The sequence below is a fragment of the Variovorax sp. DAIF25 genome, from assembly GCF_050711835.1.
Classification (GTDB): Bacteria; Pseudomonadota; Gammaproteobacteria; order Burkholderiales; family Burkholderiaceae_C; genus Variovorax.
On sequence record NZ_CP136637.1, the window covers coordinates 2,090,777 to 2,108,121 of the forward strand.

At 71.1% G+C, this 17,345-nt stretch carries 14 protein-coding genes; 13 read left to right on the forward strand and 1 reads right to left on the reverse strand.

Annotated features, from left to right (window positions below; all coding sequences use genetic code 11):
- Window positions 1-15: 15 nt before the first annotated feature.
- The 9 genes from R0232_RS44145 to R0232_RS44185 all read left to right on the forward strand — a co-directional run bounded on the left by R0232_RS44145 (window position 16) and on the right by R0232_RS44185 (window position 11,057).
- A complete protein-coding gene (locus R0232_RS44145; protein WP_431513548.1) occupies window positions 16-1,377 on the forward strand; it encodes a phenylacetate--CoA ligase family protein in 1,362 nt (453 codons plus the stop codon).
- On the forward strand, window positions 1,374-2,594 hold the full coding sequence (locus R0232_RS44150) for a CaiB/BaiF CoA transferase family protein (RefSeq protein ID WP_431513549.1): 1,221 nt from the start codon (window positions 1,374-1,376) through the stop codon (window positions 2,592-2,594). The genes R0232_RS44145 and R0232_RS44150 overlap by 4 nt, the downstream gene beginning before the upstream one ends.
- 72 nt (window positions 2,595-2,666) lie before the next feature.
- On the forward strand, window positions 2,667-3,776 hold the full coding sequence (locus tag R0232_RS44155) for a hypothetical protein (protein ID WP_431513550.1): 1,110 nt from the start codon (window positions 2,667-2,669) through the stop codon (window positions 3,774-3,776).
- 19 nt (window positions 3,777-3,795) lie between these two features.
- Window positions 3,796-4,809: a 2Fe-2S iron-sulfur cluster-binding protein gene (locus R0232_RS44160; RefSeq protein ID WP_431513551.1), complete on the forward strand. Its 1,014-nt coding sequence runs from the start codon at window positions 3,796-3,798 to the stop codon at window positions 4,807-4,809.
- Between the two features lie 51 nt (window positions 4,810-4,860).
- Window positions 4,861-6,027, forward strand: a complete 1,167-nt coding sequence (locus tag R0232_RS44165; RefSeq protein ID WP_431513552.1) for an ABC transporter substrate-binding protein — start codon at window positions 4,861-4,863, stop codon at window positions 6,025-6,027.
- A gap of 22 nt (window positions 6,028-6,049) precedes the next feature.
- The gene (locus R0232_RS44170; RefSeq protein ID WP_431513553.1) at window positions 6,050-7,087 is read left to right on the forward strand and encodes a branched-chain amino acid ABC transporter permease; all 1,038 of its coding nucleotides are present in this window, start codon (window positions 6,050-6,052) and stop codon (window positions 7,085-7,087) included.
- On the forward strand, window positions 7,084-8,871 hold the full coding sequence (locus R0232_RS44175; RefSeq protein ID WP_431513554.1) for a branched-chain amino acid ABC transporter ATP-binding protein/permease: 1,788 nt from the start codon (window positions 7,084-7,086) through the stop codon (window positions 8,869-8,871). The genes R0232_RS44170 and R0232_RS44175 overlap by 4 nt, the downstream gene beginning before the upstream one ends.
- Window positions 8,868-9,632 carry an ABC transporter ATP-binding protein gene (locus tag R0232_RS44180; protein WP_431513555.1) on the forward strand — a complete coding sequence of 255 codons (765 nt, stop codon included), beginning with the start codon at window positions 8,868-8,870 and terminating at the stop codon, window positions 9,630-9,632. Before R0232_RS44175 ends, R0232_RS44180 begins: the two co-directional genes overlap by 4 nt.
- Window positions 9,633-9,647: 15 nt before the next feature.
- Window positions 9,648-11,057 carry an FAD-binding oxidoreductase gene (locus R0232_RS44185; RefSeq protein ID WP_431513556.1) on the forward strand — a complete coding sequence of 470 codons (1,410 nt, stop codon included), beginning with the start codon at window positions 9,648-9,650 and terminating at the stop codon, window positions 11,055-11,057.
- Window positions 11,058-11,067: 10 nt separating this feature from the next.
- Here R0232_RS44185 and R0232_RS44190 read toward each other — a convergent pair whose 3' ends face one another.
- Window positions 11,068-11,562, reverse strand: coding sequence for an Lrp/AsnC family transcriptional regulator (locus R0232_RS44190; RefSeq protein ID WP_261216279.1), 495 nt, complete (start codon window positions 11,560-11,562; stop codon window positions 11,068-11,070).
- A gap of 119 nt (window positions 11,563-11,681) precedes the next feature.
- Here R0232_RS44190 and R0232_RS44195 point away from each other — a divergent pair, with 119 nt between their 5' ends.
- From R0232_RS44195 to R0232_RS44210, 4 genes are all read left to right on the forward strand, one after another.
- Window positions 11,682-15,191, forward strand: coding sequence for an indolepyruvate ferredoxin oxidoreductase family protein (locus tag R0232_RS44195; RefSeq protein WP_431513557.1), 3,510 nt, complete (start codon window positions 11,682-11,684; stop codon window positions 15,189-15,191).
- Window positions 15,192-15,207: 16 nt separating this feature from the next.
- Entirely contained in the window at window positions 15,208-15,546 is a 339-nt protein-coding gene (locus R0232_RS44200) for a YciI family protein (RefSeq protein ID WP_431513558.1), read from the forward strand.
- 35 nt (window positions 15,547-15,581) lie between these two features.
- On the forward strand, window positions 15,582-16,142 hold the full coding sequence (locus tag R0232_RS44205) for a MarR family winged helix-turn-helix transcriptional regulator (protein WP_431513559.1): 561 nt from the start codon (window positions 15,582-15,584) through the stop codon (window positions 16,140-16,142).
- 187 nt (window positions 16,143-16,329) lie between these two features.
- On the forward strand, window positions 16,330-17,334 hold the full coding sequence (locus R0232_RS44210) for a Bug family tripartite tricarboxylate transporter substrate binding protein (protein ID WP_431513560.1): 1,005 nt from the start codon (window positions 16,330-16,332) through the stop codon (window positions 17,332-17,334).
- Window positions 17,335-17,345: the final 11 nt, after the last annotated feature.

Consider the following 17,345-nt stretch of genomic DNA (forward strand, 5'->3'; position numbering starts at 1 on the left):
CAAAGGAGACGCCCCATGACCGAATCCCGCAATGCGCAGGCCGCGGCCGATGCCGCCGACGATTTCCTGTCGCTCGACGAACTGCAGGCGCGCCAGGACGCCAAGCTCGCCGCGCTCGGCCGCCGGCTCGCGGACTCGCCGCAGTGGCGGGCGCATTTCGCGGCGGCCGGCGCCTCGCCGCTCGACCTGAAGGACCGCGCCGCGCTGCAGGCGCTGCCGCTGCTCGAGAAGAGCCATCTGCGCGCGCTCTATCCGTACCCGCTGCTCACCGTGCCGCTCGAGCAGGTGGTGCGCTTCTGCGCCACCTCGGGCACCACGGGCCTGCCGGTGCTGTTCGGTTTCACCCAGAAGGATTGGGAGGGCACGCTGGTGCGCCAGCTCGCGCGCATCTACCGCACTGTGGGCGTGCGCGCGGGCGATCGCGTCTACCAGGGCTACGGCTACGGCCTGTGGATCGGCGGCAGCTCGATGGACGAGGCGCTCAAGGCCTATGGCGCGGTCAACTTCCCCGTCGGCCCGGGCCGCGGCGAGCTGATGGTGCAGTGGCTGCGCGACCATCGCCACACGGTCACGACCATGTCGCCGCTGTGGCTGATGACGCTGATCCAGCAGGCGCGCAAGGCCGGCATCGACCCGCGCCGCGACTGGGCGCTGCGCGTGGGGCTGTTCGGCGGCCAGTCGGTGTCGGCCACCTTCCGCAGCGAGATGGAGGCGCTGATGCCCGAGGGCTTCCTGGCGCACAACATCTACGGCACCACCGAGGCCGGCGGGCCGGTGCTCGGCGTCTCCTGCCCGCATTCGCACGGCGACGACGAGATGCACCTGGTCAACGACGACAGCGTGCTCAGCGAGATCCTCGACCCGCAGACCCTGCGCCCGGTGGCGCCGGGCGAGGTCGGCGAGATCGTGTTCACCACGCTCGACAAGGAGGCCTCGCCGGTGTTGCGCTGGCGCACGCGCGACCTGGTGCGCCGCTCGGCCCAGCCCTACCGCTGCGCCTGCGGCCGCCATGCCTATGCGCGCATCGGCCGCATCATCGGCCGCTCTGACGACATGCTCAAGGTGCGCGGCGTGCTGGTCTATCCCTCGCAGATCGAGGACGTGATCGCGGGCGTTGAGGGCCTGGCCAAGGATGCCTGGCAGATCTACATCGACAGCGAGCGCAGCGTGCTCGACCACATGGAAGTGGCCGTGGAGCGCGTGCCCGGCACGGCCTGCACGGGCGACGACCTGGCGCGCGAGGTGCGCGCGCGGCTCAAGGCCCGGCTGGGCCTCACGTGCGAGGTGCGCTGCCACGACGAGGGCGTGCTGCCGCGCTACGAGGCCAAGGCCACGCGCGTGCTGCGGCGCAGCGCCGCGGAGGTCACTCTGGCATGACGCAGCCGACGCAAACCACGCCGGGCGCGCTGGCCGGCCTGCGCGTGATCGACCTGTCGCGCGTGCTCGGCGGTCCCTTCTGCACCCAGATGCTGGCCGACCATGGCGCGCAGGTGATCAAGGTCGAGCCGCCGCAGGGCGACGAGACGCGCGACTGGGGCCCGCCTTTCCTCGACGGTGCCGCTTCGTACTTCCTCGGCGTCAACCGCAACAAGCACGGCGTCGCGCTCGACCTCTCGCTGCCCGAGGGCCGCGCGCTGCTGCTGCGCCTGCTGGCGGACGCCGACGTGCTGGTCGAGAACTTCAAGCCCGGTACGCTCGAGCGCTGGGGCATCGGCTACGAGGACTTCCTGCGCGAACGCTTCCCGCGCCTGGTGCACTGCCGCGTCAGCGGCTTCAGCGCCGATGGCCCGCTGGGCGGCCTGCCGGGCTACGACGCGGTCGCGCAGGCCATGACCGGGCTGATGTCGGTCAACGGCGAACGCGGCGGCGCGCCGCTGCGCATGGGCATCCCGGTGATCGACATCGCGACCGGGCTGCACGCGGTCATCGGCATCCTGATGGCGCTGCGCGAGCGCGAGCTGTCGGGCCGGGGCCAGTCGGTCGAGGCCACGCTGTTCGACACCGGCGTCTCGCTGATGCATCCGCACCTGCCCAACCACTTCCTGTCGGGCCGCGTCGCGGGGCGCAGCGGCAACGCGCATCCCAACATCTGTCCCTACGACGCCTTCGCCACGCGCAGCGTCGGCGTGTTCATCGCCGTGGGCAACGACGGCCAGTTCCGCCGCCTGGTCGCGCTGCTGGGCCGCGCCGAGCTGGCCGACGATCCGCGCTTCGCGCACAACAGCGAGCGGCTCGCGAACGCGGGGGCGCTCAAGGCCGAGCTCGAGGCGCTGCTGGCCACGCGCGACGGCGAGGCCATCGCGCAGGAACTGATGCGCGCGGGCGTGCCCTGCGGCCCGGTGCTCGACGTCGGCGGGGTGCGCACGCATCCGCATGCGCTGCACCGCGAGCGTTTCGTCGAGGCCGGCGGCCAGATGGGCGTGGCCTCGGCCGTGTCGCTGTCGCGCACGCCGGCCAGCTACCGCACCGCGGCGCCGGCCTTCGGCGCGCACAGCCTCGAGGTGCTGCGCGCCGCCGGGCTCGGCGAAGACGAGCTCGCCGAAGCCACCCGCGCGGGCGCGATTCCGCATGCGCGTTCTTCCTTTGCCAATTGATATGCCGTCTGGAAGGCTAATCAATGGTCCACCACCCCTCCCATCCGAACACATGACAAGGAGAGATTCCCGATGAACCCGTCCCCCACCCACCAGGACAACGCCCAGGACCCCGCCGCGCTCGCGCGCGCGCTGACCTCGCCGCCCGAGCAGGTGCTCGCCATGCCCGATCCACAGACCCTGCTCGCCGAGATCGAGGCCGCGCCCGGCATCGACGGGCCCAACATCTTTCCGCTCGAGTGGCACGTGGAGACGCCCAAGCTCTACGACATCTACGACGCCGCGCGCGATCCGGGCTGGTCGCCGCATACCCTGGCCTGGGACACGCTGCGCGTGGAGGACTACAGCCTCGACCAGCGCTACGCCATGGCCTACTGGTTCTCGCTGCTCGCGGTGTTCGACGGCTCGGGGCCGTCGGTCTTCGCGCGCGCCATGATCCACACCTACGAGAGCAAGGAAGAGGACCCGGTGCGCAAGTGCTTCTTCTCGGTCGTGCGCGACGAGATGAACCACGAGGAAGTGTGCGGCCGCGCCATCAAGCGCCTCACGCCCGGCGGCCCGCTCGGCTACGTGCCCGAGACGCCGCTCGGGCATCTCGCGCGCAACAACATCGAGTGGCTCTACTACAACGGCTCGCGCTACTGGACCGGCTTCAAGAACGGCGTCGACAAGTACCCGCTCGCGATCCTGTTCACCTCCTTCCTGTTCGGCGAGGTGGCATCGAGCACGCTGTTCCACGGCATGTACCAGCGCACCACCATCCCGGTGTTCAAGGAAGCCTTCAAGCGCATCGGCCAGGACGAGGGCCGCCACCTGGGCATCTGCCTGGCGGTGCTGCAGAAGCTGCTGCCGGTGCTGACCGAGGACGACAAGCAGATGATCAGCATCCAGCTGCGCGCGGGCTTCGTGTTCCTCTCGGGCATCCTGCACGAGCCGCCCGAGCAGTTCTGGAAGCTGCCGCCCACCTTCATCCCCGCGCAGCGCCAGATCGACGAGGTCGCGCGCAGCGCCGGCCTGGGCATCCTCACGCTCGACGAGCGCAAGGCCAACTGGAAGACGGCCGTGCTGCGCATGAAGGCCAACCTCGATCCCTACGGCATCGAATTCCCCGCGCTGCCCGAAGTCGGCATCGAGGGCAAGGAGGTGGTGTTCGATCCCGAGAAGGTGATCCCGATCTTCTAGGCGCATGACATCGATGAACATGAGCCGAACGATCCTCGTCAACGAGGCGATCCGCTTCGGCGTCCCCGAGGGAGAGATCATCCTGGACGCCGCGCTGTCGCAGGGCGTGGTGCTGCCGCACCAGTGCCGCGGCGCCTCCTGCGGCATGTGCAAGGCGCGCGTCACGCAGGGCACGGTCGACAACGGCTGGTCGCTGGGCCTCGCGATCTCCGACCAGGAGATCGCCGAGGGCTTCTGCCTGATGTGCCAGGCGCGGCCGCTCAGCGCCGAGGTGCATCTGCGCACGGTGCAGCCGATCCCGGGCGGCGAGGGCTCGGCCGTGCAGAGCTTCGAGGCGCGCGTGCTGTGCAACACGCCGCTGACGCCGCGCGTGCGGCGGCTGGTGCTGCAGGCGAGCGAGCCGGCGCGCTTCGAGGCGCAGGCCGGTGCCTATGTCGAGCTCGCGCTGCCGGGCCTTTCGCCGCACCGGCGCTACAGCCTCGCGACCGTGCCCTCGAGCGCGGGCCTGATCGAGCTGCTGGTGGCGCGTCATCCGGGCGGCGCGGCCAGCGGCCATATCCACGATCTGCTGCAGCCCGGCGACAGCATCGGCGTGACCGGTCCCTATGGCACCTGCCGGCTGCCCGAGGGCGAGGGCCCGGTGCTCGGCCTCGCGGGCGGCACCGGCCTGGCGCCCGTGCTTTCGATCATGGAGGACGCGCTCGCGCACGGCGACACGAGCCCGATGACGCTGCTGTTCTCGGTACGCGACGACGCCGAGCTGATGCTGATGGACCGTCTCGCGGGGCTGGCCCGCGCGCATCCGAACTTCCGCTATGCGCTGCTGGTGACCGAGGCGCACAGCCGCTTCTGCACGAAGCAGCAGTACGCGCCCTCGTGGCTGCGCGAGAACCATGGCTCGCTGGCGGGCGCCCGCGCCGTGATCGGCGGCTCGCCGGGCTTCGTCGCGGCCTGTTCCGACACCTGCATCGCGCTGGGCATGGAGAGCACGGCGATTTCCGCCGACAGCTTCACGCCGGTGGCGCAGACCTAGCGCGCTTTCGATTTCTTTCCCGGTACGACAGACACATAAAAGGAGACAACGATGATCGAGATTGCAAAGGCCCGCTTCCGGGCCGCCGCCTTCGGCGCGGCACTGTGCTTCGCGGCGCTTTCGGGCGCGCGGGCCGACATCAACGTGGGCGTGGTGGTCTCGGCCACCGGGCCCGCGGCCTCGGTGGGCGTGACCCAGCAGCGCACGGTGTCGGTGCTGCCCGCCACCGCGGGCGGCGAGAAGGTCAACTACATCCTGCTCGACGACGCGTCCGACACCTCGACCACGGTCAAGAACGTGCGCAAGCTGATCTCCGAGTCGGCGATCGACCTGCTGATCGGGCCGAGCCTCACGCCCAACTCGCTGGCCGTGCTCGACGTGCTGGTGGAAAGCGGCACGCCGATGATCAGCCTCGCGGGCTCGGGCGCCATCGTCGAGCCGGTGGACGACCGCAAGCGCTGGGCCTTCAAGACGCCGCAGAGCGACACCCACATGGCGACCGCGATCATCAAGCACATGGCCGACAACGGCGTGAAGCGCGTGGCCTTCATCGGTTTCAATGACGCCTACGGCGAAGGCTGGTGGCGCGAGTTCGGCAAGCTCGCCGAGCTGCGCAAGATCGAGGTGGTGGCCAACGAGCGCTACACGCGCACCGATGCCTCGGTCACCGGCCAGGTGCTCAAGCTGCTGGCCTCGCAGCCCGATGCGGTGTTCATCGCGGCCTCGGGCACGCCCGCGGTGCTGCCGCAGGCCACGCTGTTCGACCGCGGCTACCGCGGCAAGGTCTACCAGACCCATGGCGTGGCGAACAACGACTTCCTGCGCGTGGGCGGCGCCAAGCTCGAGGGCACCTTCGTGCCGGCCGGCCCGGTGCTGGTGGCCGAGCAGCTGCCCGACAGCCATCCGGCGAAGAAGCCCTCGCTCGAATTCATCCGCAAGTACGAGGCGCTGCCCAACGCGGGCCAGCGCTCCACCTTCGCCGCCTACCTCTGGGATGCGGCGCTGATCCTGCAGGACGCGGCGCCGCGCGCGCTCAAGGGCGCCAAGCCCGGCACGCCCGAATTCCGCAAGGCGCTGCGCGACGCGATCGAGTCCACGCAGGACCTGCATGCCACCAACGGCGTCTACAGCCTCGGGCCCAAGGACCACATCGGCCTGGACCAGCGCAGCCGGGTGATGGTGCGCATCGAGAAGGGCGGCTGGAAGTACATCCCCTGACGCGCGGCGGACACCACTGATCATGGACATGCAGATCTTCGGCCTGCTGGTGCAGGACGGCCTCGCGAGCGGCGCGGTCTATGTGCTGCTGGCGCTGGCGCTCGTGATGGTCTTCACCGTCACGCGCATCGTGTTCGTCCCGCAGGGCGAATTCGTCAGCGCCAGCGTGCTGACCATCGCGGCCTTCCAGCAGGGTCAGGCGCCGGGGCTGGCGGTGCCGGTGGCGGCGGTGGCCCTGCTGGCCTGCGGCATGGAAACCGCCGAGCGGCTGCGGCAGCGCAACCTCGCGGGGCTGGGCGGCCGGCTCGCGCTGCTCGGCGCGCTGCCGCTGGCGGCCTGCGCCTTCGCCTGGTTCGGCGTCGATGCGCACTCGCCGGCCTGGATGCAGACGGCCGCGGCGGTGGCGCTGGTCACGGCGATGGGGCCACTGATCTACCGCACCGTGTTCCGGCCGATGGGCAATGCCTCGCCGCTGGTGCTGCTGGTGGCGGCGATTGCGCTGCACTTCGTGCTGGTGGCGCTGGGCCTGTACGTGTTCGGGCCCGAGGGCTCGCGGCTGCCGGGCTTCGAACTGCCGGCCGGCCTGCTCACTGGACTGCCGGTGGCGCCGCAGACGCTGGCGGTGGTGGCGGCGAGCGCCGTGCTCGTGGCCGTGTTCTTCGCCTTCTTCGGCCACACGCTGAGCGGCAAGGCGCTGCGCGCCACCGCCGTGTGCCGCGACGGCGCGCGGCTGGTCGGCATCTCGCCCGACCACTCGGGTGAACTGGCGCTGACCATCGCGGCCTTCATCGGCGCGGTCTCGGGCGTGCTGATCGGCCCGTTCACCACCATCTATTACGACTCGGGCTTCCTGCTCGCGCTCAAGGGCTTCGTCGGCGCGATCGTCGGCGGGCTCTCTGGCTACGTCCTCGCCGCCGCGGGCTCGCTCGTGGTGGGCCTGCTCGAGGCCTTCTCGTCCTACGGCGCGAGCGCCGCCAAGGAGATCATCGTGTTCGCATTGATCGTGCCGCTGCTGTTGTGGCGTTCGCTGGCCGACCCGCATTCGCAGGAGGCTTCATGAGCTTTCGTTCCTGGGTGCTCACGGCCGTCGCCGTGGCGGCCGCCGCGGGCGTGGCGATGTTCGCGTCGAGCTACTACGTCACGCTCGCGAGCTTCGTGCTGCTCTACGCCACGGTGGCGCTCGGGCTCACGTTGATGACCGGCTTCGCGGGCCTGATCTCCTTCGGGCAGGCGGCCTTCGTCGGCATCGGTGCCTATGCGGCCGGCTACCTCGCGGTGGCGCACGGCGTGCCGGGCTGGGCGACGCTGCTGGCCGGTGTCGCGCTCGCCACGCTGTCGGCCGCGGGCATCGGCGCGCTCACGCTCTCGATGGGCGGCCACTACCTGTCGCTGGCCACGCTGGCCTGGGGCGTGGTCGTCTACTACGGGCTCGGCATCATCGAGCCGCTGGGCGGCTTCAACGGCCTCGCGGGCATTCCCGCGCTGAACCTGTTCGGCTTCGACTTCGCGTCCGAGCGCTCGATGTTCTGCCTGATCGCGCTGGGCTTCGCGCTCGCTTTCTGGCTGATACGCAACCTGCTCGATTCGCGGCTGGGCCGCGCGGTGCGTGCGCTGCGCGCCGGCGCCGACCTGCCCGAGGCCTTCGGCGCGCATGCGTTCCGGCTCAAGGTCACGGTGTTCTGCACCGCCGCGGGCCTGGCCGGCATGGCGGGCTGGCTCTACGTCTACATGCAGCGCTTCCTCAATCCCACGCCCTTCGGTCTGCAGATGAGCATCGAGTACCTGTTCATGGCGGTGATGGGCGGCGTGGGCGCGCTGTGGGGCGCGCTCGCGGGCGCCGGCGTGGTGGTGGTGCTCAAGCAGGTGCTGCAGGACGTGCTGCCGGCATTGCTCGGCCGCTCGGGCAACTTCGAGATGGCGGTGTTCGGCGTGCTGATGCTGCTGATCCTCGCGCGCGCGAACGCGGGGCTGTGGCCGCTGCTCGCGCGCTGGACGCGGGCCGCGCCCACCTTGCCGCGGCGGCCCGCGCCGCGCGGCGCACCGGCCGAGCTGCGCGCGCCCGCGCAGCACGCACCCGCCGCGCCCGGCGAGGTGCTGCTGCGCGTCGATGGGGTCGAGAAACGCTTCGGCGGGCTGGTCGCGGTCAACCGCGTCTCCTTCGAGGTGCGCGGCGGCGAGATCGTCGCGCTGCTCGGGCCCAACGGCGCGGGCAAGAGCACGCTGTTCAACCTGATCACCGGCCTGCTGCCCGCCAGCGCCGGCGCGATCCTGCTGCGCGGCCAGCGCATCGACGCGCTCGGCGCGCGCCACGTGGCCGCGCGCGGCGTGGCGCGCACCTTCCAGCACGTGAAGCTGGTGGCCGACATGAGCGTGCGCGACAACGCGGCGCTCGGCTGCCACCTGCTCGGGCGCGACGGCTGGCTGCGCGCCATGCTGCGACTCGATCGCCGCGAGGAGGCCGCGATCGAGGCCATGGCGCTGGCGCAGCTGCGGCGCTGCGGCCTCGAGGACCTCGCGGATGCGCCCGCTGCCAGCCTGCCGCTGGGCAAGCAGCGCATCCTGGAGATCGCGCGCGCCCTGTGCGCCCGCCCGCAACTGCTGCTGCTCGACGAGCCCGCGGCGGGCCTGCGGCACCAGGAGAAGAAGACCCTGGCCGCGCTGCTCAAGCAGCTGCGCGGCGAGGGCGTGACCGTGCTCATCGTGGACCACGACATGGAATTCATCATGGACATCGCCGACCGCCTGGTCGTGATGCAGTTCGGCCAGAAGATCGCCGAGGGCGAGGCGCAGGCGGTGCGCGACGACCCGCGCGTGCAGCAGGCCTACCTGGGGAGCGCGGCATGACGCTGGAAGCCCGCGCCCTGTGCGCGTTCCATGGCCGCATCCCGGCGCTGCACGAGGTCAACGTGGCGGTGCCGCCCTCGGGCATCGTCACCGTGGTCGGTCCCAACGGCGCCGGCAAGTCCACGCTGCTGGCCGCGCTCATGGGCCGGTTGCCGATGAGCGGCGAGGTCCGGCTCGACGGCACCGACCTGCGCTTCGTCTCGCCCGAGCGCCGCGTGGCCATGGGCCTGGCGCTGGTGCCCGAGCAACGCGACCTGTTCGGCACCATGAGCGTGGCCGACAACCTCGAGCTCGGCGCCTTCTGCTGGCGCCGCGCGGGCCGGCGCGCGATCGCCGCCGAGATGGAGCGCGTGTATGCGCTGTTTCCGCGCCTGGGCGAACGGCATGCGCAGCTCGCGCACACGCTCTCGGGTGGCGAGCGGCAGATGCTCGCGCTGGGACGCGCGCTGATGGCGCGTCCGCGCATCCTGCTGCTCGACGAGCCGAGCCTGGGGCTCGCGCCGCTGGTGGTGCGCGACATCTTCGCCACCGTGCGGCGGCTGCAGGCGCAGGGCGTGGCGATCCTGCTGGTCGAGCAGAACGCGCGCGCCGCCTTCGAGGTGGCCGACCATGCCTACGTGCTCGAGATGGGCCGCGTGAGCCTGCAGGGGCCGGCCGCCGAGGTCGCGCGCGACGCGCGGGTCGCCGACAGCTACCTGGGGCGGGCCGCGGCACCGTCGGCCGCTATCGAATCGATGCCGCCCGAGAAGCTGGCGGCCTGAAGAAGGAGACCCCCGATGAACGAACAATCCCTCACGCCGCGCGAACGCCCCGTTGCTGCCGTGATCCACCAGCTGCGCGAACGCTTTGGCGAGCGCTGCGCGACTGGCCAGGCGGTGCGCGACCAGCACGGAAAGGACGTGTCCTTCCATCCGCTGCATGCGCCCGACGCGGTGGTGTTCGCCGAGTCCACGGAGGAGGTGGCCGCCGTTGCGCGGCTGTGCCACGCGGCCTCTGTGCCGATGATCCCGTTCGGCACCGGCACCTCGTGCGAAGGCGGCGTCGCGGCACTGCATGGCGGCATCTGCATCGACCTCTCGCGCATGAATGCCGTGCTCGAGATCCACGAGGCCGACTTCGACTGCCGCGTGCAGGCCGGCGTGACGCGCAAGCAGCTCAACGCGGCGCTGCACGGCAGCGGCCTGCATTTCCCGATCGATCCCGGCGCCGATGCCTCGATCGGCGGCATGGTGTCGACGCGCGCCTCGGGCACCAACGCCGTGCGCTACGGCACCATGCGCGAGAGCGTGATGTCGCTCGAGGTGGTGCTGCCCGACGGCGAGGTGGTGCGCACCGGCGGGCGCGCGCGCAAGTCGGCCGCGGGCTACGACCTCACGCACCTGTTCACCGGCGCCGAGGGCACGCTGGGCATCGTCACCGAGGTGGGCCTCAGGCTGCATCCGCTGCCCGAGCAGATCGCGGCCGCGCGCTGCGGCTTTCCCGACCTGCGCGCGGCCATCGACGCGGTCACCGCGATCATGCAGACCGGCGTGCCGGTGGGCCGCATCGAGTTCCTCGATGCGCAGCAGGTCGAGGCCTGCAACCGCTATGCGAAGCTCGGGCTGCCGGTGATGCCCACGCTGTTCCTCGAGTTCCACGGCGCGCCCGAGAGCGTGGCGCAGCAGGTGCGCGTGGCCGAGGAGCTCGCGGCCGAGCATGGCGGCGTGGGCTTCGCCTGGGCCGACACGCCCGAGGAGCGCAGCCGGCTCTGGCAGGCGCGCCACGACGTGTGGTGGGCCGCGCTCGCGCTGCGGCCCGGCTGCCAGGGCATGCCCACCGATGCCTGCGTGCCGATCTCGCGCCTGAGCGAGGCGGTGCTGGCGGCGCGCGCCGACGTCGAGGAGCTCGGGCTCACCGCGCCCATGTGCGGCCACGTGGGCGACGGCAACTTCCACCTGTGCGTGGTGGTCGATCCCGCCGATGCCGACGAGATGGCGCGCGCCGAGACGCTCAACGCGCGGCTGATGCGCCGCGCCATCGCGATGGGCGGCACCTGCACCGGCGAGCACGGCATCGGCTACGGCAAGCTCGACTTCCTCGAACTCGAGCGCGGCGCCTCGATGCGCGTGATGGCGGCGATCAAGCAGGCGCTCGATCCGCGCGGGGTCATGAATCCGGGGAAGGTGCTGCGGCAGCGCAGCGTTTGAATCTTCTCCCCTAGAGCGGCACCCGCGTCAGGTCGAGCCGGGTGTCGTTCTTCACCTCGCGCAGCGCGACCGAGGTCTTGATCTGCCGGATGCCTTCGAGCTTCAGCATGAATCGGTGCAGGAAGCGGTCGAAGGCCAGCGCGTCGGGCACCACGATCTTGAGGATGTAGTCGCCGTCGCCGGTGGTGACCCAGCATTCGAGGATCTCGGGCGTGGCCTGCACCGCGCGCTCGAAGGCCGCCACCACCGATTCCGAATGCCGCTCCAGGCTGATCTGCGTGAACATGCAGCCGTGCAGGCCGACCTTGTTGCGGTCGACCAGCGCGACGAAGCGGCGGATGATGCCGCTGTCCTCGAGTTCGCGCAGCCGGCGCCAGCAGGGCGCCGAGGACAGGCCCACCTCGTCGGCCAGTGCCTGCACCGTCATGCGGCCGTCGGCCTGCAGCAGGTCGAGGATGCGGCGCGTGGGCGCGTCGGACAGCGGCGTCGAATCGGTCTTTCCCATGGCGGCGTTCTCCGGAATGAAACATGCCGGGTTGTCACCAACGCCGCATGGATCGCAATTATATATGCTGTCCAGACGGATTAATATTTGATCTTCCCCCCGATGGACGGATCCACACCATGCAGACAGAAGAAGCAGCGCCCGCGCTGGAGACAGGCTACCGGCTCGAAGACAACCGCACCGCGCGCGAAGGCCGCGTGTTCCTCACCGGCACGCAGGCGCTGGTGCGACTGCTGTTCCGCCAGCAGCAGGAGGACAAGGCCCGCGGCTGGAACACCGCCGGCTACGTGAGCGGCTACCGCGGCTCGCCGCTCGCGGGCGTCGACACCGAGCTGTGGCGCGCCAAGTCGGACCTGGCCGAGCACGGCATCCGCTTCCTGCCGGCGATCAACGAGGACCTGGCCGCCACGGCGGTGATGGGCACGCAGCAGGTCGGCCTGGACCCCGAGCGCGAGGTCGATGGCGTGTTCGCCATGTGGTACGGCAAGGGGCCGGGCGTGGACCGCGCGGGCGATGCGATCCGTCACGGCAACGCGGCCGGCACCTCGCGCCGCGGCGGCGTGCTGATGGTGGTGGGCGACGACCATGCGGCCACCTCGTCGTCGATTCCCAATGCCAGCGACCTGTCGCTGATGGGCTGGGGCATACCGATCGTGCATCCGGCCTCGGTCGACGAGTACGAGGCCTTCGGCCTCTGGGGCTGGGCCGCCTCGCGCCATGCCAGCACCTGGGTCGCGTTCAAGGCGATCTCGGAGACGGTCGAGAGCGCGCGCTCGGTCGAGGCCTCCTCGGGCGCGGCGCTCGCATTGCCCGAGCCGTCCGGGTTGCCCGACACCTCCGCGCTCGAATACCGCACCAGCGACTTCCTCACGCCGGCCGTCGAGCTGCGGCTGGCCGCCAAGCTCGAGGCCTTCAGCGCCTTCGCGCGCGGCAATCCGCTCGATCGCCTGGTGGTGCCGGCGCCCGGGGCCACGGCCGGCATCGTGGCGGTCGGTAAGTCCTTCCACGACCTGATGGAAGTGCTGCAGCGCTGCGGCCTCGGCGCCGACGACCTGCCGGCGCTCGGCCTGCGGCTCTACAAGCCGGGCCTGGTGTTCCCGCTCGATGCCGAGGGCGCCGACCGTTTCTGCGAAGGGCTGTCGCATGTGCTGGTGATCGAGGAGAAGGCCTCGGTGGTCGAGCAGCAGCTCAAGGACCGGGTGTTCAACCGCGCGCGCCGGCCCACGGTCTGCGGCAAGCAGGACCTCGAGGGCCATCCGCTGCTGACGTGGACCGGCCAGCTCTCGCCCGCGAGCATCGCCGCCGCGCTGCTGGCGTGGCTGCGCGCCGTCGACCATCCACTGGCCGCGCGTATCGACAGCGCGCGCTTCGCCGCGCGCGCGGCGCTGTCGAACGAGGCCGACGGCATGCGGCGGCTGCCGTACTTCTGCTCGGGCTGCCCGCACAACAGCTCGACCAAGGTGCCCGAGGGCAGCCAGGCGCAGGCCGGCGTGGGCTGCCACTACATGGCGAGCTGGATGGACCGCGGCACCGGCGGCCTCACGCAGATGGGCGGCGAGGGCACCGACTGGCTCGGGCGCGGCGCCTTCACGCGCGTGCCGCACGTGTTCCAGAACATGGGCGAGGGCACCTACTTCCACTCTGGCTACCTCGCGATCCGGCAGGCGGTGGCGGGCGGCGCCAACATCACCTACAAGATCCTGTTCAACGACGCGGTGGCGATGACCGGCGGCCAGCCCGTCGACGGCCAGACCAGCGTGCCGCAGATCTGCACCCAGGTCGCGAGCGAAGGTGCCCGCAAGGTGGTGGTCGTGACCGACGAGCCGCAGCGCTACCACGGCGTGACGCTGGCGGCGGGCGTGCAGCTGCGGCACCGGCGCGAGCTCGACATGGTGCAGCGCGAGCTGCGCGAGATCGCGGGCGTCACGGTGCTGGTCTACGACCAGACCTGCGCGGCCGAGAAGCGCCGCCGCCGCAAGCGCAAGAGCTATCCCGATCCGGCGCGGCGCGTGCTCATCAATCCCGAGGTCTGCGAAGGCTGCGGCGACTGCGGTACGCAGTCGAACTGCCTGTCGGTCGCGCCGCTCGAGACCTCGTTCGGCCGCAAGCGCCAGATCGACCAGTCGAGCTGCAACAAGGACTTCTCGTGCGCCGAGGGCTTCTGCCCCAGCTTCGTGAGCGTGCTCGGCGGCAGCCTGCGCAAGGGCACGGCGGCCGCGCCCGCGCAGGACCCCGAGGCGCTGGCGGCCGCGCTGCCGCTGCCCGCGCTGCCTTCGCTCGCGCAGCCCTTCGACCTGATGATCGCGGGCGTCGGCGGCACCGGCGTCATAACGCTCGGCGCGCTGATCGCGATGGCCGCGCACCTCGAGGGCAAGGGCATCTCGGTGCTCGACTTCACCGCGCTCGCGCAGAAGGGCGGCTCGGTCGTGAGCCACGTGCGCCTGGCCGACACACCCGATACGCTGCACGCGGTGCGCCTGCTGCCGGGCACCGCGCGCACCCTGATCGCCGCCGACCTCGTGGTGGGCGTGCTGCCCGACGTGCTGGGCGTGATCGGCGAGGGCCGCACGCGCGTGGTGGTCAATACCCACCTGCAGACCCTGGCCGAGTTCACGCGCCAGCCCGACCTGCCGTACCGCGAGGACGCGCTGCTCGCCAAGATCGAGGCCGCCGCGGGTGCCGGGCAAGTCGAGCGCATAGATGCGAACGCCACCGCCAAGGCCCTGCTGGGCGACGCCATCGGCGCCAACATGCTGATGCTTGGCCATGCCTGGCAGCAGGGCGGCGTGCCCGTGAGCCTGGCGGCGCTGATGCGCGCGATCGAACTCAATGGCGTGGCCGTGGCCGCCAACAAGCGCGCCTTCGCGGCCGGCCGGCTCACGGCCGCCGATCCGCAATGGCGCCAGACGCTGATGGGCGACCGTGGCAGCGTCGTCACGCTGAACCTGCCGCAGTCCTTCGAGAAGCTGCTCGAGGAGCGCGTGCGTTTCCTCACCGACTACCAGGACGCGCGCTATGCGCGCCGCTACCTCGACACCGTGCGCCGCGTGGAGGCCGCCGAGCGCGCGGTCGCGCCCGGCGCGCGGCGGCCGCGGCTGGCGGAGGCGGTGGCGCGTTCGCTGTTCAAGCTGATGGCCTACAAGGACGAGTACGAGGTCGCGCGGCTGCATGCGCGGCCCGAGTTCCTGCAGAACCTGCGCAGCCAGTTCGAGGGCGACTTCAAGCTGCAATTCCACCTGGCGCCGCCGATCTTCGAGAAGCGCGGAGCGGACGGCAAAGTGCTCAAGCGCAGCTTCGGCGCCTGGATGCTGCCGGTGTTCCGCACGCTCGCGGCGCTGCGCGGCCTGCGCGGCACGCCGCTCGATCCCTTCGGTTGGCTGGCCGAACGGCGCGAGGAGCGCGCGCTGGTGGTGGAGTACGAAGGGCTCGTCGGGCGCTTGCTCGACGGGCTGACGAGCGAGCGCATCGGCAGCGCGGTGGCGGTTGCGGCGCTGCCCGAGAAGATCCGCGGCTATGGGCACGTGAAGGCGCGCGGCATCGCCGAGTACCGCCGCAACCTGCCCGCGCTGCTGGCGGCGCACGATGCGCCGCCGCCCGCGATGCAGCCGCCCGCGCTGAAGACCGCCTGATCGAGGAGCACCCGCCATGCCCATCGCCCTCGATTGCCGCTATCGCCCCGGAGGCGCGCACGACCGCCTGCCGATCCGCGCGGTCCACCTCGACTACATGATCGCGAACCAGGCGCGCGTGCTGCACGGCGGCCCGTCGCTGGCCGACGGCGAGCTTGTCGGCATGTACCTGCTGCTGGCCACCGACGACCCCGCGCAGGCCGACGACTTCCTGGCCGGCGAGCCCTATGCGCGCGCCGGGCTCTTCGCCGAGGTGCGGCGCACGCTCTTCACGGGCTACCTGCCCGAGCCGCGCGAAGGCTTCCTGCAGGAACTGCGGCGCGAGGCAGCGCGCGGGGTCTTGGCGCCGGACTGAGGCCGTGCGGCGTGCCTGCGCTAAAGTCCCCGGCCATGCCGTCCAAAGAGAGTGCCTCCCCCCTGCCCCGCGATGCCGCCAGCGTTCAACCCGACGGCATCCTGCGCTTGAACGACTGGCTGCCCTACCAGTGCTCGGTCATCACGAACCGCGTGAGCGGCATGCTGGCGCGCATGTACTCGGAGGAACTCGGCATCGGCGTGGTCGAGTGGCGCGTGCTCGCCAACCTGGTCGCGTTCTCGCCGATGTCGGCGACCGAGCTGTCGGAGAGCACGGCCATGGACAAGGTCAGCATCACGCGCGCGCTGAACCTGCTCGTGACCAAGAAGCTGGTCTCGCGTCGCGTGGATGCCAAGGACCGCCGCAAGGTCGTGCTGCGCCTCACCAAGACCGGCGCCGACGCCTACGAGCGCGTGATGCCGCTGGCGCGCGCCATCGAGCAGGAGCTGACCAGCGCGCTCACGCCGCAGGAGCTCAAGACCGTGCAGGCTGCCATGCAGGTGCTGGTGGCGCGCGCCAATGCCGCGCTGGACGACACGCGCGACTGGCGCGAGCTCGCGCCGGCCGACACCGTGCCGGCGGCCGCGGCCGTCTGAATCCCCGCGCGGCCGGCGCCGCGCCTTTCCCGTTGCGATCAATCCGCGCCGTGCGGAGGCACGCGCGCGCCCGCTTGCTGGTGACCCCACGGGCAGAAGCAAGAAATCAATTTCCAAAAGAAACAGTTTCAATATGAAATGAATAAGCCTAGAATCCGGCGCACCCCCTAAAAACAGGAGACAAGCCATGATTCGACGCCGCGACATCCTTGCCGGTTCGGCCTGCGCCGCAGCGGGTGCGCTGATCCCGGTCTTCCCCCTGGCGGCCGCCGCCGAAACCTCGCCCACGCTATCGAAGACGGCGCGCATCGTGATGGGCTTTCCCGCGGGCGGCTCGGGCGATTCCATCGCGCGGCTGCTGGCCGAACGCATCAAGGGCAGCTACGCGCCGGTGGTGCTGGTCGAGAACCGCGTGGGCGCGGGCGGACGCCTCGCGATGGACCACGTGAAGGCGGCGGAGGCCGACGGCAGCGCGCTGGTGCTGGCGCCCGCCTCGGTGATGGTGATCTATCCGCACGTCTACAAGCGGCTGTCGTACGACCCGCTCAAGGACTTCGCGCCGGTGTCGACCGTGTGCACCTTCCAGTTCGGCCTGAGCGTGGGGCCGGCGGTGCCGCCCGAGGTGCGCACCGTGCAGCAGTTCGCGCAGTGGTGCAACGCCAATCCCTCGAAGGCCAGCTTCGGCTCGCCGGGCGAAGGCACGATGGCCCATTTCGCGGGCGTGGTGATCGGCAGGGCCGCCGGCATGAACCTCACGCACGTGCCCTACAAGGGCGGCGCGCCCGCCATCCAGGACGTGGTGGGCGGCCAGATCGCGGCCTCGGTCAACGTGCTGAGCGAGCCGCTGCCGTTCGCGAAGGAAGGGCGCATCCGCGTGCTGGCCACCACCGGTTCCGCGCGCTCGCCCTACCTGCCCGAGGCGCCCACCATGCGCGAGGCCGGCTTTCGCGACTTCGACATCCAGGAGTACTTCGCCGTCTGGGCGCCCGCCCGGACGCCGCCGGCCGTCGCGAACGCACTGGCCGCGCAGATCCGCGACGCCGTGGCCACGAAGGAGCTGCAGGAGGCCTATGCCGCGCGCGCCTTCCTGCCGAGCGCGGTGACTCCGCGCGAACTCGACGCCATGGTGCGCGCCGACCTCGCGAAGTGGGCGCCGATCGTGCAGTCCACCGGTTTTTCCATCGACAGCTGAAGCCAGGAGAA

Excerpts from the sequence above, each read along its gene's own strand:
- R0232_RS44195 (WP_431513557.1), top strand. The coding sequence starts at position 11,682 with ATGCAGACAGAAGAAGCAGCGCCCGCGCTGGAGACAGGCTACCGGCTC.
- R0232_RS44190 (WP_261216279.1), bottom strand. The coding sequence starts at position 11,562 with ATGGGAAAGACCGATTCGACGCCGCTGTCCGACGCGCCCACGCGCCGC.
- R0232_RS44150 (WP_431513549.1), top strand. The coding sequence starts at position 1,374 with ATGACGCAGCCGACGCAAACCACGCCGGGCGCGCTGGCCGGCCTGCGC.
- R0232_RS44205 (WP_431513559.1), top strand. The coding sequence starts at position 15,582 with ATGCCGTCCAAAGAGAGTGCCTCCCCCCTGCCCCGCGATGCCGCCAGC.
- R0232_RS44155 (WP_431513550.1), top strand. The coding sequence starts at position 2,667 with ATGAACCCGTCCCCCACCCACCAGGACAACGCCCAGGACCCCGCCGCG.
- R0232_RS44145 (WP_431513548.1), top strand. The coding sequence starts at position 16 with ATGACCGAATCCCGCAATGCGCAGGCCGCGGCCGATGCCGCCGACGAT.
- R0232_RS44165 (WP_431513552.1), top strand. The coding sequence starts at position 4,861 with ATGATCGAGATTGCAAAGGCCCGCTTCCGGGCCGCCGCCTTCGGCGCG.
- R0232_RS44175 (WP_431513554.1), top strand. The coding sequence starts at position 7,084 with ATGAGCTTTCGTTCCTGGGTGCTCACGGCCGTCGCCGTGGCGGCCGCC.
- R0232_RS44185 (WP_431513556.1), top strand. The coding sequence starts at position 9,648 with ATGAACGAACAATCCCTCACGCCGCGCGAACGCCCCGTTGCTGCCGTG.
- R0232_RS44160 (WP_431513551.1), top strand. The coding sequence starts at position 3,796 with ATGAGCCGAACGATCCTCGTCAACGAGGCGATCCGCTTCGGCGTCCCC.
- R0232_RS44170 (WP_431513553.1), top strand. The coding sequence starts at position 6,050 with ATGGACATGCAGATCTTCGGCCTGCTGGTGCAGGACGGCCTCGCGAGC.
- R0232_RS44200 (WP_431513558.1), top strand. The coding sequence starts at position 15,208 with ATGCCCATCGCCCTCGATTGCCGCTATCGCCCCGGAGGCGCGCACGAC.
- R0232_RS44180 (WP_431513555.1), top strand. The coding sequence starts at position 8,868 with ATGACGCTGGAAGCCCGCGCCCTGTGCGCGTTCCATGGCCGCATCCCG.
- R0232_RS44210 (WP_431513560.1), top strand. The coding sequence starts at position 16,330 with ATGATTCGACGCCGCGACATCCTTGCCGGTTCGGCCTGCGCCGCAGCG.